This window comes from Sphingomonas sp. BL-S-25 (genome assembly GCF_055521555.1).
The window spans coordinates 347,616-361,560 of record NZ_CM145486.1 but is presented as its reverse complement, the minus strand read 5'-3'; the positions used below and the strand labels follow the sequence as shown (position 1 = coordinate 361,560).

Genomic DNA, 13,945 nt, shown 5'->3' with positions numbered 1-13,945 from the left:
CGCGGGATTCAGGCTTCCGAATGAAGATGCGCGGTCATCATCGCCTTCGTTGCCAGATCTCGCGCGGTTTCCCGGGGCAGACCCAGCGCCTTGGCCATCGGCGCGCCGAGCAGGGCGTCGCCCATCGCGGTCAGGACCAGTTGCAGCGTCTCTTCCTGCAACGACAGGCCCTCGTGACCATGATCCTTGGCGATCATGTCGACCAGCTTCTGGATTGCCTCGAGAATCGGGTCGAGCACGTCCTGGTTGCCGTTGAGGATCATCCAGCTTGCCAGTGCGCCGGCTCCGCCCTTGTCGAACGCGTCGAAGGTCAGATCGACGACCTCGCGGGGATTATGGTCGGCACCCCGCGCGCGCAGGATCGCCTCGCCGATCCGCGCCGTCACGCCTTCGGCCAGTCGCGCCACCAGCGCCTTTTGCAATCCCGCTGCCGATCCGAAATGATGCAGTAGATTGGCATGGGTACGGCCGATCTTCGCGGCGACCGCCTTCAGCGTCACGGCCTGGGGCCCGTCGTCGAGCAGGATCTGGCGCGCGGCATCGAGCGCGGCGTCGCGGGACTCCTCGGGGGACAGGCGGCGGCGTGGCGTTATTGACATTGTTGTAAGTAAAATCTAGGCCCCAGTGTCATACGGACTTACTGGAGATTTCCCGTGGGGAAAGCAAAAACGCCAGCGGACCTGTCCATCACGCCACGCGACCGTCGTTTCGGACGCCAGTCGAGGCAGAACCGCTGGTGGCTGGGCGGCGACCCGATCGCCACCGCCTTCTACAATGCCCTGTCGGTCACCTTTCCCAAGGGCGAGGCCTTCTTCATCGACTCGGTGAAGGCGTTTCGCGACGGCACGCCGGAGCGCCTGAGCCGTGAGATCCGCGCCTTCACCCAGCAGGAGGTGATGCACAGCCGTGAGCATGTCGCTTTCAACCGTCGGGTCGTCGATGCGGGCTATGACGTGTCGCGGCTTGAGGCTCGGGTCGATCAGGTGCTGGCGCTGGCCGCGGCACGCCCGCCGATCGTCAGCCTGGCGGCGACGATGGCGCTGGAACATTATACCGCGATCTTCGCGGGCGAGATCCTGCGCGATCCGCGCCAGCTGAAGGGAGCGGATGCCGAGAGCGCCGCAATGTGGCGCTGGCACGCGATCGAGGAAATCGAGCACAAGGGCGTCGCCTATGACACCTGGATGCATGCGACGCGGAACTGGTCGCGGTGGAAGCGGTGGAAGGTCAAGTCGCTGCTGATGCTGGTGATCACCGGCGATTTCTGGAAGCATCGGATCGAAGGGGCGCTCGACCTGCTGGCGCAGGACGGCATCCGCGGGCCGAGGGCGTGGGCGGCGCTGTTCTGGTATCTGACCGTGCAGCCGGGCCTGTTGCGCAGGATCGTCCCAGGCTGGATCGCCTATTTCCTGCCGGGATTTCATCCCTGGAATCACGACCAGCGCGCGCTGATCGACAAGGCGGAAAGCGACTATGAGGCCGCCCGTCTGGCGACGGCGGCATGAGCCGATGACGTGATACGATCCTCACGCCCCGTGGAGAGACGGGACGTGAGGATCTATTGCGACTCAGGCCGCCATTCGCGGTCGCGGGTCGCCGTCGGCCGCGTCGCCGCACAGGTCCAGCTCGAACAGCGCGCAGGCGGTCTTCGCGCCGCGCGCCCGCGAGTCGCGCTGGACAATTCGGCCGGTGGGACGGAAGCCCAGCTTGCGCAGCACCCGGCCCGATGCGGGGTTGTCGAGGAAGTGGCCGGACACGAGTCGCTTCATCCGCAACGTGTCGCGCGCGAGGCTGACCACGCCCTGCGCCGCCTCGGTCGCATAGCCCCGGCCCCAGGCATCCGGGGTCAGCCAATAGCCGAGCTCGGTCTCGCCATCCTCGTCGGTGCCGAGCCCGACGCCGCCGACCAGCCGGGTTGCCCCGCGATCATGCGCGAAGATCAGGAAGATGGCATCGGCCTGGTCGCGCGGCATGCCGAGGAACTCCTCGGCATCCAGCTCCGAATAGGGCCAGGGGGCGGTGGCGAGCTTCGAGCACACCTCCCAGTGATTGATCGCGCGCGCCAGCTCGGGCGCGTCTTCGATCCAGCCGGGGCGTAACGTCAGTCTTTCCGTACGCGCGAACATGACCACTCTCCTCAATTCGGTGCCCATGCCGCGATCACATGACGCGGTTGAGACACGCAGGGGAGGGAGCACGAAAAAAGGGAGCCGGGGCGACCCGTCTCCCTTGTTCGTCTGGTCCGCATCGGACCCGGGTCACCCTGGTGGGCAACCCGGCTGGTTACCCGATGTTATTCGGCAGCTTCCGCAATCATGTCTACCGAGCAGAACTTGCGACCAAGCTTGCCCTGCTTGAACGACACGCGGCCGTCGGTAAGCGCGAAGAGGGTATGGTCCTTGCCCATGCCCACGTTCACGCCCGGATACACCTTGGTACCGCGCTGACGGACGATGATGTTGCCTGCGACGACGGCTTCGCCGCCGAACTTCTTGACGCCGAGGCGGCGGCCTGCGGAGTCGCGGCCGTTGCGCGAAGAGCCGCCTGCTTTCTTATGTGCCATTGCCTATGCTCCTCGTATCTCGATTACGCTTCCGCAGCCGGGGTCGTGCCCTCGGCGGCAGCGGCCTTCGCCTTCGGCGCGGCCTTCTTCTTCTCTTCCCGAGCGCCGATCGCGGTGATCTTCAGGATGGTGTGCTGCTGGCGATGGCCGTTGCGGCGGCGATAGTTATGCCGGCGGCGCTTCTTGAAGACGATGACCTTCTCGCCCTTCGCCTGCGCGATGATCTCGGCCGATACCGTCAGACCATCGGTCGGCTTCAGGTCCGAACCTTCGCCAGCGAGCAGCACGTCGCCCAGAGTGACCGTCGAACCGGCCTCTCCGTCGAGCTTCTCGACAACAATCTTGTCTCCCGCGGCAACGCGATACTGCTTGCCGCCCGTGCGCACGATAGCGAACATGGCTCTCTTCTCTAACCAAATGCATGTGCCCGCCAGGAACTTGTCCCGGCAGGAGGAAGGGCGCAGCTATGCCAAGCCCCCGGCGAAGTCAACTAAAAGGTGAACGTTTCACGCATAAATCGAAGCGATGAAGCCGTTGGCGGTTCCGGGGCACGGCCTTAGTGGCGATGCCCCGGTTTCAGGCGATAGCGACCCTGTTCATAGGCATCGAACATGCCGTCGATCGCGGGATGGTCGATCGGCTCCTCGCTGTCGTCCGCCTCCAGATTCTGCTGGCTGACATAGGCGACGTAGCTCGAGTCGTCATTCTCGGCGAGCAGGTGATAGAAGGGCTGGTCCTTGCGCGGACGGATGTCCTCGGGAATCGCCTCGTACCATTCGTCGCTGTTGGCAAAGACCGGATCGACATCGAAGATGACGCCCCGGAAATCGAAATGCCGGTGGCGCACCACATCGCCCAGCGCGAAACGTGCGACGGCGACCTGGGGCATCACGACCCCGACATCGACGGGGCTCTGGGGGATTGCGCGTGTGTTCATGACCTCAATCTAGGAAGTCGGCAGCAACGCGCAAGGAGGGGCTTGCGGCCGCCGAACGACTCGTCTAGAGGCCGCCCCTCACAGCGACCGGTGCGCTGCTCCAACCAGGTTGGAACAGGGTGCTGCGCCTCAGCGGAGAGGTGCCGGAGTGGTCGATCGGGGCGGTTTCGAAAACCGTTGTGGGTGCAAGCTCACCGTGGGTTCGAATCCCACCCTCTCCGCCAAGTTCCATTGATTTTGTTGATATTTTTTCGATTCATCGGCCCAGTTCCCATAACCGCTCCCCGATAGAGCGGGCGCTAGGCGCTTAGGCTCACAATGCCGCCGGAACGGGTTTGCAGATCGGGCAGGCCAGATCAGGGTAATTTCCCGGCTGGTGCAGGTGCAGTTTGATACACACCCTACGCGACAAATCGCGGCTGGAAATGGCGGGGATCCGCGCCTTTGCGGCAATGGCAGTTTCCCCGTCAAAAATGACTGACAACGTGCAATCGACCGAAAGCGCCGAAATGCGCGGGAGGCGAGCCAATCAGATTCAGGTCATGGCGTATCGCGCACCAGCCGGGCAATTTCCCTCACGTAGCGGGCCGCTGCCTTTGCCTTGGCAGAATAGCCGCCATGCTTTCGGGCGTTGCGGTTGCCCCTAGGTGCGCCGGGATTCGTGCCGCCGTGCATCCGGCAGCGGCGCTTGCCCTTCACCGCCGGGGACTGGCACTCCGTTCCCAAACGGGTCCGGGCTAGGCAGCGCGGCGATTGCCCCAGCCGGGCCGGTTGCATCGGATTGTTTGACTGATTTTCCATTTTCCCGGTCCCCCGTATGCTGGTGGAAGTGATCGGCAACCACGGCCTGCCCGCCTTCATTCACATGCACATGCTTGACGGTTTGCTCGCGCGGCTGGTGGAGCCTTGCCAAAGCCTCCAGCGTGGAACGGCAGGCAGCTTGGGCCTTGAGCGCCAGCCGCATGTATCTGTCCGCCGCGTCGGGATAGTGACCCATGTTGTTACCTGAGCGCCGGGCCATGTCGGTAAAGAGCGCGTCCAGCGAGATCGCTTGCGATGTGAATATGCGACTGGCCAGCGACAGGTCGCCCTTCATGGCCCGCTGAATTTTCTCAGCCAGCACGGCGCTGCTTTCGGCAATATCGGGCTTGAGCTGATCGCCAAACATTTGCGAGCCGAACGACATTGCCAGATTGGCATTGCGGGTTTGCGGGTCCAGCGTGATCCGGGCCAGCGTCCGCCCGATTTTTTCGTCTGTCCGCTTTTCGACTTCGAGCTTGCCGGTTTCGCCCGGCGCCACCAGTCCATCGGCGGGATTGGGCTTCGCCTTTTTCGCCATTGTCAGTCCTTTGCGTTTCGCGCCTTCGCGCCGATGTTTTGAGAGGTGCCGCAACGCTTGCCGATCACTCGCCCGCCCGGTTCCAGCCGCTCCAGGCCGAATTGTGACGCGGCCTCAGGGCTTGCCCCTTTCAGGACATAGGCAAGCGCCGCCTCCAGATTGACGGCGTGGAGATCGGGATTACCTGCCTCCAGCCCCAGCCGCCCGCCAATCGGCTTGCTGTGGATCACGCGCGCCCGGTAATGCTGCCCGGTGATGCGGCGAAGCCAGCCCCGTTGCAGCGCCGTAACAACGGGCACCAGATCGGCAGGCACATGGGCGAGCAAGTGACAGTGCCCGCCCTTGTCATGGCCGTTGCCGGGGACGTTTTCATGCGTCCAGAGCCATGCCGTGCCGCTGCCATGCCGCGCCAGCGCCTTTGTCAGCAGGTCGGTAAAGCGATAGGTCGCCTTCGCCATGCCCGCCAATGGCACTCCAGCCGCCTGCCAGTGAATCGAGATCATGCGGGTAAAGGGCAGCCCGATTTTTTCGGCATGGCTCTCAGCGGCCTTGAGACTGCAAATCTGAGCGGCTGTCAGTGCATGGCTCTCCCGGTCGGCACGGTTGCGCGCGCCGCCCCTGCCGGTGCCTCCAGCGGAAAGGGCTGCCACACCAGAGGTAAGGTAATTAATCGCAAGCGCCGTGCCAGTTGGGGCAATCGGCGGATTTGCGGGCGATTGCGACAGGAGCGGTGCAATTGAAACTCCACCGAAACCGCAATCCCGGTGGAGTTTCAAAGCGCCACCATGCCGGGCGCTAATGTGCGGCTTGCGCATGGCGGCAGCGATCATGCGGCAATCCAGACAATGGCCAGCTTGCCGGTGCTATTCGGCCTGCGCTGCCCGCTGTCACGGATAAGCCCCTTGCGCTTCAATTCGCTGGTGCGCGGCTGGATTGACCAGCGGTCCAAATCAAGCTGCGCCGCCAGTTCATCGGCAGTCAGGCCATGCGCTCCAGCATCGCGGATTGCGCCCTCTGCCATGCGCTGGAGCCGCCCCAGCTTGGGCGCAAGGGCATCGGCAGCGGCAATCGAGGTTTCCACGTTCCGGTGCCCCGGTGCATCGGGATAGGTGCCCATTATGCGCCTCCCCCTGCCATCGGCGGCAAGCCCGCGCGGTCCAGTAGCTTCGCCAGCCAATCGGCCTGCGCTTCGCTCATGGGCGTGGAATCGACGGCAAGCTGGCCAAGGAATTGCCCGGCCTTGCGGCTGAGCCGGTGATTGCCGTTAAGTAGGGCAAGCGCCGCTGCCCGGTGATCGGTAAAAGGCCGCTCAGTCATTGCAGCCCTCCCCAAAGCAGAGCCGCGCCATATCCCGCGCCATCCAAGGCGACAGGCAGAAACGGGAGGAAAGCGTTTGAGCCTGCCAGTCCGATGCGGTAGAGGGGGAATGCAACCAGCCGCGAAGTTGATTGCGTGAGACGCCGGGCTGCACCCCGGCGTTTCGCATATGTGCTGCCATCGCTCATGCTCCCGCCTGATAGGTCGGGAGGCTGGCCAGATAGGCTTCGAGATCGGCAAACGAGATCAACGTGCGCCGCCCGGCCTTGCGGGCGGTGATCTTGTTTTGCTGGAGCAGTTCATAAAGCCGCGTGCGCGACATGCCCGTGAATTGCTGAGCTTCGGGCAAAGTGCCGTATGCTTTCATGGTGAAGTATCCCGCAAGTCCGTGCGGGATTGCCCGAACGTTGCGGGACACCATCTATTTGCTGAGGGGGTTGCCCCTCTAGGAAGCTACTCGCTGGAATTTTCGGGGAGAGTAGCTTCCTGCCCGTCCAGCCATTGCTTCATCGCCTCCACGTGCGGCAGTTGACGCGCCGCCTCTTGCAGCACTTCGGGAAGATTTAGCCGCTCTTCGCCGGGAAACAGCTCGACATAGATGCGTTGGTAAAATTCGGGCCACGGGTGTTTGTCGCCATATTCCGCGCCCCAATTGTTCGCACGCGCTGGCGTGTCGAATGCGCTCTGGAATACCGGGATTAGGGCAATGGCGAATCCTATCCGCCGCTCTTGGCGGTGCTTTTCCTGCCAGCGGGGCGCTTGCTTTGGTCGCGTGCCAGTCTGCGAGGCAGCACGCGCAAGAATGTTGGCAATCGTCTCCAGCGGCTGGAGCATCAAGGGTTTGTAATCGTCGTCATAGTCAATTCGGTCGGCATTGTGGCTCTCCCCCAAATGCCGGAATGCTTCCCAAAACGCGGCAATCGCGGCGGTTTTGCCCATGCGAGAGATTGCCCGGTGCAGTGCCTTCGCTTTATCTGCCAACTTTGCCAGTTCCGCTATCGCGTCGGCATCGCTTTGCGGTGGATCGCCCCGCGCGACATTTGCCGTATCTTGAATCGACCTGGCCAGTCGCGCCAAATCCCATCCCGCAGCCAGCGGCAACGGAAACTCCTTTAACGCGGTTGCGATACGCTCGGGCGTGATCGCAGCAATCCAAGGGTCGGTGCGGTGAAGCTCGCTTAGGAAGTCGTCGCCGTCGCTCATTCCCGCCCCCGAAACGGAATGATTGTTGCGGTGCGGCTGGCACCCGCCTCGGCCACAAGGCGTCTGGAAATTGCGAACCTGAGCGTTGCGTAAACCGCGCGCCGGGCAGCAGCGTAAGCCGTCGTCCCGTCATTGGCAGCCTCCAGTAAAATCCGAACGGTATCGTCCAGTTCAGCCAATTCCAGCGGGCTGTAAGCTGCCAATTCTAGTTCTAGCGGAGAAAGCGCCTCACTCATGCCGCCGCTCCCCGGATTGGCGAAACCTTGGCACCAGCCGCGCCGCCGCTGGCGCAATAGGTTGCCCAATCGGCCATGAGCCGCCGTCGCTTGTCGAATAGATCGCCGCGCCGGTAAGCCGCTTCGGACTTGTTGCCGATCACATGGGCCAGCGCCATTTCGCAAACTTCATGGGCATAGCCGGTGCATTCGGCAGCCCAATCGCGGAAGCCAGAGCGGAAGCCATGAACGGTGCAATCCAGCTTCATGCGGCGCAGCAGCATCGACATTGCCATAGTGGACAGCTTGCCGCCCTTGTCGGCTGGAAACAGGCTCGCCTTGCCCAGCGGCTTCACGGCCTCCAGAATCTCGACAGCGCGCGGGGACAGGGGAATGCGATGTTCCTTGCCCGCCTTCATGCGGGACGCTGGCACGGTCCAGATTGCCTTGTCCAAATCGACTTCGGCCCAAGTTGCCCCCAGCACTTCGCTGGTGCGCGTAGCCGTGAGAATGACAAACTCCAGCGCCAGCGCCGCCATTGCGTCACGTTCCCGCAGCTTGGCCATAAACGCCGGGATTGCCTCATAAGGCATCGCCTTGTGGTGCCCGCGCGTGAGCCGGGAACGGGCAGGCAGGATTTGCGCGATATGGCCGCGCCAACGGGCAGGGTTTTCGCCCTCCCGATACCCGCGCGCCTTGGCGGCATCGAGCACGGTTTCAATCCGGCCACGGATGCGGCTGGCGGTTTCGGGCTTGTCCTGCCAGATCGGTTCAAGGATTTTCAGCACATGCGCCGTGGCAATGTCGGCAACCGGCAATTCGCCCATGACGGGATAGACATAGCCGGCCAGCGTATTGCGCCATTGCTGCCGGTGCTTGTCATTGCGCCAGCTTGCCTCATTCGCGCCGATATAAGCCTCTGCCACGGCCTTGAACGTCATTCCGGCAATGGCAGCCGCCTGAGCCGCCGCAAGCGCCTCTGTGGCCTCTCGCTGGCGTTCCTCCAGTGGATCAATCCCGGCTTTCACCTTGAGCCGCAGAGCATCGCGCGCCGTGCGAGCATCGGCAAGGGAAATGCCGCCTTGTCCAGCCGCGCCCAAGCCAATGTCACGCGACTTGCCCTTGAGCATGAAGCGATAGACCCATGACCGCGCGCCGGTTTCCTTCACCAGCAAATGCAGCCCGCCCCCGTCCGCGTGGCGTCCGGGCCTCGCGTTCTTGACCGCCAAGGGCGTTAGGGCGTTGCTGAGCTTGCGGGGCATGGCTGGCGTCTCCGTTCCCAAATCCGTTCCCCGATAATAGGCCGGTTTTATGGGAACGCAACCGGATAGAACGGGACGGGAACGGAGTTGGTTTGGCCAGAATATCGCCTATTTTACTCGACTATTTTAATGCTGGCGGATGCATCGGGACGCTAGTTTCGGGGACACCCTCTCCGCCAGCGGCCTTTGATGCCGTGCTCCATTTCGAGCCAAACTTCCCGTGGATTTCTCCAGTCCCGGCTGCACGGTGCGCGAGCCTTTCGCCTCACATTGAGCGCAATCGGAACGGTCCCCGTTCAGCAAGGCGAGAGTTTCTCGACGCGATGGCGATCAGCAGCGGTTGAGCGTCATCCCGGCGACTCACGTGCCGCCTGGCTGCCAATCATTGTCCCGTCCGGGGCTAGTGGCCGCTATGGTGGTCTAGCATGGCCTTGGCGGCGGACGCGAAGGCGGTGCAATCATCGCGGGCGGACGGGATCGCCTGGCGGAACGTGATGAAGCCGTGAATCATGCCATTGGCTTGCAACTGACTGACCGGGATGTGCTTCGCTCGGACACGGTCCGCATAGGCGCTGGCCGCGTCACGCAGGGGATCCCGCCCCGCGATATGGATCAGCAGGGGGACGGGCGGGATCGAGCCGTACAGACAATCATGCCGCGGATCGCCCGCCGGCGCGCGATACTGGGCATCGAACCAGGCCATCTCCTCCGTGCCGAGAAAATATCCGGTGCCGAAGGTGCGATAGGAGGGCCAGTCGGTGCCGCCGCCGACATAGGGGTAGAGGGCCCAGCAGGCCTGAACGGGGATTGGTGCCGGCCGCTGCGCGAGCTGCTGCGTGGTGACGATTGCCAGATTGCCGCCCGCGCTGTCGCCGCAGGGGATCAGGCCGGTCACGCGAAAGCCGAAGGCGTCCGGCGCTTGGGCGACCCAGCGTGCGGCAGCCTCGGCGTCGTCGGGCGCGGCCGGGAAAGGGTGTTCGGGCGCACGCCTGTAATCGACGGCGAGCAGCGGCAGGTCGAGCGTATCGGCCAGCCAGGTGCAGAAGCTGTGATGCGTTTCCAGGTCGCCGATCACGAAACCACCACCGTGAAAGAACAGGATCAGCGGGCTCTCGCTGCGATCGGTGCGGCGATCATAGAGGCGCGCGGGAAGTGCGCCGGCTGGGCCGGGGACGACAATATCCTCGATCCGCGCGAGCGGGACCGGCGGCGCATCGGCAAGCGTGCAGTTTGCCCGCATCACCAGCCGCGCGGCTTCGATCGACAGTGCCGAAATCGGCGGCGCTGCGCTTTCCGCCAGATAGGCAAGGAACGCGGCAACATCCTCGCGCACGGTGGCTTCGCTCATATATCCTGGTCTATCAGCAGCACCGGCTTGATCACGTCACCGCTTTCGGAGTCATGAACCGCCTGGTCGATCGCGGCAAAGGGATAGGTGCGCACCAGCTTCTCCATCGGCAGCCGCCCCGCGCGATAATGGTCGATCAGGTCGGGGACGAAGCGCTGCGGATCTATGCCGCCCTCCACCACGCCGACGATGCGGCGCCCCATGCTCATGATCGCCGACGCGTCGATCGACAGCCTTGGGTCGGATGGATAGGCACCGACCAGCGCCAACGTCCCGCGTGCGCCTAGCAGGTCGACCGCCGCACCGAGCAAGGTGGGCACCCCGGTCGTATCGACGATATGGTCGAACGGTCCGATCAGCATGTCCGGACCTGTTGCGCTTTCGGTCGCTCCAAGCTCGCGCCCGAGGTCGAGCCTGTGCTGGTGTCGATCGAGCAAAGCGATGCGCCCTGCGCCGGCGATGACCGCAGCCATCACCGCCGCCAGGCCGACGGCGCCGGCACCCAGGATCGCGATCGACTGGCCGGCCTCCAGCTTGAGCGTTTCCAGCACGGTCCCGGCGCCGGTCTGTATCCCGCAACCGAGCGGCGCGAGCAGCTCGAGCGGCAGGTCGGGATCGACCTTTATGACGTTGCGCGGATGCGCCAGCGCATGGGTGGCGAAGGACGACTGGCCAAAGATATTGCTGCCGATCCGCTGATCGCCGCGCCGCAGGCCGCCCTGGTGTGGTTGCAACATGCCGAGAAAATTGCGCGGGAAGAATTCGGGGCAGTAGCCGGGCTGGTGATCATGGCAGGCCGAGCACTGGCCACAGCTGTCGAAACTGAGCAGCACATGATCGCCGGGAGAGAGGCCGGTGACGCCGGGCCCGACCATCTCGACGATGCCCGCACCTTCATGCCCGAACACCGCGGGGAAGGGCACCGGCAGCGCCCCGTCGCGCATCACCATGTCGGTATGGCAGACGCCGCAGGCGACGATCCGCACCAGTACTTGGTCGGGGCCAGGCGCTTCGATCGTCAGTTGCTCGATCCGGAAGGCGCCCCCTGCCGTCTCGGTGACGGCTGCTTGAATCTCCATGTAGCGCCGTCCTAGAATTTGAAGCCGAAGCGCGCATACCATTCGCGCGGGCGGCTATAGGTGCCGAAGAAGGTCCCATCGGCGATGTTCGAGCCGCCGGAGGTGAGGTAGCGGTCATTGGTCAGGTTGGTCGCGCCGACCCCCAGCGTCCAGTGACCGCCCGGTTCCTGATAGGAAATGCTGGCATTGACCAGATCGACGGGGTCGCGCCGCAGGATATAAGTGCGCTGCGTGTCGTTCCACACGCTGCTGGCGTGACTCCAGTCGGCGAGGAAGATGAGCGATCCGCCATTGCCGATCCGCGTTTCATAACGGGGCGAGACGTTGATCTTCCAGTTGGGGGTCTTTGGCAGCGGCGCGCCGACAATAGTCCCGGCCTGAAACGCATTGGGGCCGCCGACCGCCGCCGCCGCGGCCGAGACACTGGTATAGGTCGCGTCGATGTAGCCGAGCGAGGCGTTGACGGTCAGCCCGCGTACCGGCGCCACGATCGCTTCCAGTTCGAAACCGCGGATCCGCGCGTCGCCCGCATTGGCGATCGTGGGCGAGGTGCCGATCTGGATATTGAGCTGAATGTCCTGATAGTCGGTGGTGAACGCCGCCGCGTTCAGCTGCAGCTTGCGGTCGAGCAGCGTCGACTTGACGCCGACCTCGATCGTGGTCGCCTGCTCCTCGTTGAAATCGGGTGCGACATTGCCCTGCGGGTTGGTCAGGCGCGTGGTCCAGCCGCCGGTCTTGTAGCCGCGCGACCAACTGCCATAGACCATCACCGCATCGGTCGGATGGAGCTGGATGCCGAATTTGGGGGAGAAATTGCTGAAGCTCTTGCGGTTCGTGCCCGGCACATAGACGCGCACCGGATTGCTCGGATCGGGATAGCTGAGCCCGGTCTGGCAGGTCACCGGCGCGAGCGGGAAGGGGCCGTTGGGGGTGATGTTGCCGTTCGCGTCGGAACAGCCGAACAGCTTGTAGTTGAACCCGTTCAGTTCCTGCTGGCCGCCCTCGAACCGCTTCTTCTCGTTGGTATAACGGCCGCCGACCGTCAGGCCGAGCCACTCGGTCGGGCGATAGTCGATCTGGCCGAACGCGGCATAGTTGGCGGTCTCCAGCCGGTTCGGACCATCGACCTGCACCTGGCCTTCGGCGAAGGTCACATAGTCGTGGAGGTTGCCAGCTTCCTTGAAATAATAGCCGCCCAGCACATAGTTCAGCTTGTTGTCGAGCGCCTTGCCGAGCAGCTGCACTTCCTGGCTGAACTGCCACTGGTTCATGGTGAAGCTGAGCTGGAGGAAATTGAGCGGCGAGCCGTCGGCGTCGAGGCCCGCCGCCCAGTCGAGCTGGCGGTAGGCGGTGATCGACTTGAGCGACACCGCGTCGCTCAGGTCGAAATCGACCACGCCCGAAAAGCCCCAGTTTTTGAGGTCGGAGAAGCTGTTGCCGGTGGCATAGCTCCGGTCCGGATCAGCAATCAGATAGCGGCTGTCCCAGGGCAGGCGGTCATTGGCTGGATTGCCGTCGACATTGACGCCGGCATAGCTCGGAATCTGGAAACGCGGATTAAACTGCGTCCCGGACGTCCCGCACAGCGCCTGGGCATTGCGCGCGGCGATCTGGCCCGGGGTCGCGCCGATGCAGAAATTATAGAGGCCGGCGAAATTGAACCCGGTGGTGCCCGTGGGATCGAACGCCGTGCCGGGAAGGTTGGCGGTGCCGGCGAAATTGCCCGGAACGGTTTCCGCCGTGCCCAGCAGCTTGTTGGCGCTGGTCCCCTTGTCGCGGCTATAGTCGCCGGAGAGGGTCAGGCTGACCGGACCTCCGTTGGACCATTTCAGCTTGCCGCGCAGGTTCCAGTTGTCGTTGCCGCCTTCGCGGTCGCCATTGCCATAGCCGGCTGAGGAGAAAGCGGTGTAGGACGGTGTATTGTTGGCGCGCTGGTCGGGATAGGGCACGCGCTTCAGATAGCCGTCGCGCGACTTGACGCCGAAGCTCAGGATCGCGCCCAGGCCGTCGGTGATCGGAATGTCGACCGATCCGCGTGCGCTCAGCAGATTATAGCTGCCCGTCGTCACGTCGCCCTGAAAGCCGAACTCCTTGCCCGGATCGCGCGTGACGATCGAGATCGCGCCGCCGATCGTATTGCGGCCGAACAGCGTTCCCTGCGGCCCCTTCAGCACTTCGACGCGCGCGACGTCCATCAGGTCCTGGTTCGCGCCGACCGTGCGGGCGAGGTAGACGCCGTCCAGATACAGGCCGACGCCGGGATCGATGTTGAAGGCGAAATCGTCCGAACCGATTGCGCGGATATAGGCCGACAGGACGGCCGGTGATCCCGAAAAGGGCGTGCCGGCATCCAGATTGACGTTGGGTGCGATCGCCGAAAGCTGGGCGACGCTGTTGACCGCGCGCTCCTGAAGCGTGACCGATTCGAAGGCGGAGATGGCGATCGGGACGTTCTGGACATTCTCCGCGCGCTTCTGTGCGGTGACGACGATCTCGGCGATGCCGCTGTCCTGCTTGCTATCCGCCTGAGCGTCAGGCTGGGCAGGCGGTTCGGCGGTCTGGGCCCAGGCTGGGGCGACCCATGCCGCCGACGCGAGCAGGGCCGTGGCGAGACCAATGCGCATTCTTCCTCTCCCGATGACACGCCCATCCTGGCGTTTGTCAACAGAGGCTAGCGCGCAC

Annotated in this window: 18 protein-coding genes and 1 tRNA gene; 2 read left to right on the top strand and 17 right to left on the bottom strand. The window is 63.9% G+C overall.

All coding sequences use genetic code 11. The annotated features are described in order from the left end of the window. Positions 1-8 precede the first annotated feature (8 nt). Positions 9-599 (bottom strand): TetR/AcrR family transcriptional regulator, encoded by a 591-nt coding sequence (locus tag ACZ1H8_RS01815; RefSeq protein WP_465179700.1) that lies wholly within the window; start codon positions 597-599, stop codon positions 9-11. Between the two features lie 54 nt (positions 600-653). Between ACZ1H8_RS01815 and ACZ1H8_RS01810 the strand changes: the two genes are divergently transcribed. Beyond that, positions 654-1,505 carry a metal-dependent hydrolase gene (locus ACZ1H8_RS01810; RefSeq protein ID WP_465179699.1) on the top strand — a complete coding sequence of 284 codons (852 nt, stop codon included), beginning with the start codon at positions 654-656 and terminating at the stop codon, positions 1,503-1,505. 63 nt (positions 1,506-1,568) lie between these two features. Here ACZ1H8_RS01810 and ACZ1H8_RS01805 read toward each other — a convergent pair whose 3' ends face one another. The 4 genes from ACZ1H8_RS01805 to hspQ form a co-directional block, all read right to left on the bottom strand. After that, a complete protein-coding gene (locus ACZ1H8_RS01805; RefSeq protein ID WP_465179698.1) occupies positions 1,569-2,126 on the bottom strand; it encodes a GNAT family N-acetyltransferase in 558 nt (185 codons plus the stop codon). 167 nt (positions 2,127-2,293) lie between these two features. After that, the gene (gene rpmA, locus ACZ1H8_RS01800; protein ID WP_110151222.1) at positions 2,294-2,563 is read right to left on the bottom strand and encodes a 50S ribosomal protein L27; all 270 of its coding nucleotides are present in this window, start codon (positions 2,561-2,563) and stop codon (positions 2,294-2,296) included. Positions 2,564-2,586: 23 nt separating this feature from the next. Further along, complete coding sequence (gene rplU / locus ACZ1H8_RS01795; protein ID WP_465179697.1) at positions 2,587-2,961, bottom strand: 50S ribosomal protein L21; 375 nt, start codon at positions 2,959-2,961, stop codon at positions 2,587-2,589. 158 nt (positions 2,962-3,119) lie between these two features. Beyond that, entirely contained in the window at positions 3,120-3,500 is a 381-nt protein-coding gene (gene hspQ / locus ACZ1H8_RS01790) for a heat shock protein HspQ (protein ID WP_465179696.1), read from the bottom strand. A 134-nt stretch (positions 3,501-3,634) separates the two neighbouring features. Here hspQ and ACZ1H8_RS01785 point away from each other — a divergent pair. Next, positions 3,635-3,724: transfer RNA gene (locus ACZ1H8_RS01785), tRNA-Ser, on the top strand. 316 nt (positions 3,725-4,040) lie between these two features. On the opposite strand, the gene ACZ1H8_RS01780 is transcribed toward ACZ1H8_RS01785, so the two are convergent. From ACZ1H8_RS01780 to ACZ1H8_RS01725, 12 genes are all read right to left on the bottom strand, one after another. Beyond that, on the bottom strand, positions 4,041-4,199 hold the full coding sequence (locus ACZ1H8_RS01780; RefSeq protein WP_465179695.1) for a hypothetical protein: 159 nt from the start codon (positions 4,197-4,199) through the stop codon (positions 4,041-4,043). After that, on the bottom strand, positions 4,144-4,839 hold the full coding sequence (locus ACZ1H8_RS01775) for a hypothetical protein (protein ID WP_465179694.1): 696 nt from the start codon (positions 4,837-4,839) through the stop codon (positions 4,144-4,146). Before ACZ1H8_RS01775 ends, ACZ1H8_RS01780 begins: the two co-directional genes overlap by 56 nt. 2 nt (positions 4,840-4,841) lie before the next feature. Continuing rightward, a complete protein-coding gene (locus ACZ1H8_RS01770; RefSeq protein ID WP_465179692.1) occupies positions 4,842-5,669 on the bottom strand; it encodes a hypothetical protein in 828 nt (275 codons plus the stop codon). After that, positions 5,666-5,956 (bottom strand): hypothetical protein, encoded by a 291-nt coding sequence (locus ACZ1H8_RS01765; RefSeq protein ID WP_465179691.1) that lies wholly within the window; start codon positions 5,954-5,956, stop codon positions 5,666-5,668. The genes ACZ1H8_RS01770 and ACZ1H8_RS01765 overlap by 4 nt, the downstream gene beginning before the upstream one ends. Then, complete coding sequence (locus ACZ1H8_RS01760; protein WP_465179690.1) at positions 5,956-6,156, bottom strand: hypothetical protein; 201 nt, start codon at positions 6,154-6,156, stop codon at positions 5,956-5,958. Before ACZ1H8_RS01760 ends, ACZ1H8_RS01765 begins: the two co-directional genes overlap by 1 nt. Before the next feature lie 184 nt (positions 6,157-6,340). After that, the gene (locus ACZ1H8_RS01755) at positions 6,341-6,577 is read right to left on the bottom strand and encodes a helix-turn-helix domain-containing protein (RefSeq protein ID WP_465179688.1); all 237 of its coding nucleotides are present in this window, start codon (positions 6,575-6,577) and stop codon (positions 6,341-6,343) included. A gap of 32 nt (positions 6,578-6,609) precedes the next feature. Further along, positions 6,610-7,359, bottom strand: a complete 750-nt coding sequence (locus tag ACZ1H8_RS01750) for a hypothetical protein (RefSeq protein WP_465179687.1) — start codon at positions 7,357-7,359, stop codon at positions 6,610-6,612. Continuing rightward, a complete protein-coding gene (locus ACZ1H8_RS01745; RefSeq protein ID WP_465179686.1) occupies positions 7,356-7,595 on the bottom strand; it encodes a hypothetical protein in 240 nt (79 codons plus the stop codon). Before ACZ1H8_RS01745 ends, ACZ1H8_RS01750 begins: the two co-directional genes overlap by 4 nt. Next, entirely contained in the window at positions 7,592-8,836 is a 1,245-nt protein-coding gene (locus tag ACZ1H8_RS01740) for a tyrosine-type recombinase/integrase (protein WP_465179685.1), read from the bottom strand. The genes ACZ1H8_RS01745 and ACZ1H8_RS01740 overlap by 4 nt, the downstream gene beginning before the upstream one ends. 400 nt (positions 8,837-9,236) lie before the next feature. Beyond that, entirely contained in the window at positions 9,237-10,184 is a 948-nt protein-coding gene (locus tag ACZ1H8_RS01735) for an alpha/beta hydrolase (protein ID WP_465179684.1), read from the bottom strand. Next, the gene (locus ACZ1H8_RS01730) at positions 10,181-11,263 is read right to left on the bottom strand and encodes an NAD(P)-dependent alcohol dehydrogenase (RefSeq protein WP_465179683.1); all 1,083 of its coding nucleotides are present in this window, start codon (positions 11,261-11,263) and stop codon (positions 10,181-10,183) included. Before ACZ1H8_RS01730 ends, ACZ1H8_RS01735 begins: the two co-directional genes overlap by 4 nt. 11 nt (positions 11,264-11,274) lie before the next feature. Next, on the bottom strand, positions 11,275-13,887 hold the full coding sequence (locus tag ACZ1H8_RS01725) for a TonB-dependent receptor (RefSeq protein WP_465179682.1): 2,613 nt from the start codon (positions 13,885-13,887) through the stop codon (positions 11,275-11,277). Between the last annotated feature and the right edge of the window lie 58 nt (positions 13,888-13,945).

Excerpts from the sequence above, each read along its gene's own strand:
- ACZ1H8_RS01815 (WP_465179700.1), bottom strand. The coding sequence starts at position 599 with ATGTCAATAACGCCACGCCGCCGCCTGTCCCCCGAGGAGTCCCGCGAC.
- ACZ1H8_RS01805 (WP_465179698.1), bottom strand. The coding sequence starts at position 2,126 with ATGTTCGCGCGTACGGAAAGACTGACGTTACGCCCCGGCTGGATCGAA.
- rpmA (WP_110151222.1), bottom strand. The coding sequence starts at position 2,563 with ATGGCACATAAGAAAGCAGGCGGCTCTTCGCGCAACGGCCGCGACTCC.
- rplU (WP_465179697.1), bottom strand. The coding sequence starts at position 2,961 with ATGTTCGCTATCGTGCGCACGGGCGGCAAGCAGTATCGCGTTGCCGCG.
- hspQ (WP_465179696.1), bottom strand. The coding sequence starts at position 3,500 with ATGAACACACGCGCAATCCCCCAGAGCCCCGTCGATGTCGGGGTCGTG.
- ACZ1H8_RS01775 (WP_465179694.1), bottom strand. The coding sequence starts at position 4,839 with ATGGCGAAAAAGGCGAAGCCCAATCCCGCCGATGGACTGGTGGCGCCG.
- ACZ1H8_RS01770 (WP_465179692.1), bottom strand. The coding sequence starts at position 5,669 with ATGATCGCTGCCGCCATGCGCAAGCCGCACATTAGCGCCCGGCATGGT.
- ACZ1H8_RS01765 (WP_465179691.1), bottom strand. The coding sequence starts at position 5,956 with ATGGGCACCTATCCCGATGCACCGGGGCACCGGAACGTGGAAACCTCG.
- ACZ1H8_RS01760 (WP_465179690.1), bottom strand. The coding sequence starts at position 6,156 with ATGACTGAGCGGCCTTTTACCGATCACCGGGCAGCGGCGCTTGCCCTA.
- ACZ1H8_RS01755 (WP_465179688.1), bottom strand. The coding sequence starts at position 6,577 with ATGGTGTCCCGCAACGTTCGGGCAATCCCGCACGGACTTGCGGGATAC.
- ACZ1H8_RS01750 (WP_465179687.1), bottom strand. The coding sequence starts at position 7,359 with ATGAGCGACGGCGACGACTTCCTAAGCGAGCTTCACCGCACCGACCCT.
- ACZ1H8_RS01745 (WP_465179686.1), bottom strand. The coding sequence starts at position 7,595 with ATGAGTGAGGCGCTTTCTCCGCTAGAACTAGAATTGGCAGCTTACAGC.
- ACZ1H8_RS01740 (WP_465179685.1), bottom strand. The coding sequence starts at position 8,836 with ATGCCCCGCAAGCTCAGCAACGCCCTAACGCCCTTGGCGGTCAAGAAC.
- ACZ1H8_RS01735 (WP_465179684.1), bottom strand. The coding sequence starts at position 10,184 with ATGAGCGAAGCCACCGTGCGCGAGGATGTTGCCGCGTTCCTTGCCTAT.
- ACZ1H8_RS01730 (WP_465179683.1), bottom strand. The coding sequence starts at position 11,263 with ATGGAGATTCAAGCAGCCGTCACCGAGACGGCAGGGGGCGCCTTCCGG.
- ACZ1H8_RS01725 (WP_465179682.1), bottom strand. The coding sequence starts at position 13,887 with ATGCGCATTGGTCTCGCCACGGCCCTGCTCGCGTCGGCGGCATGGGTC.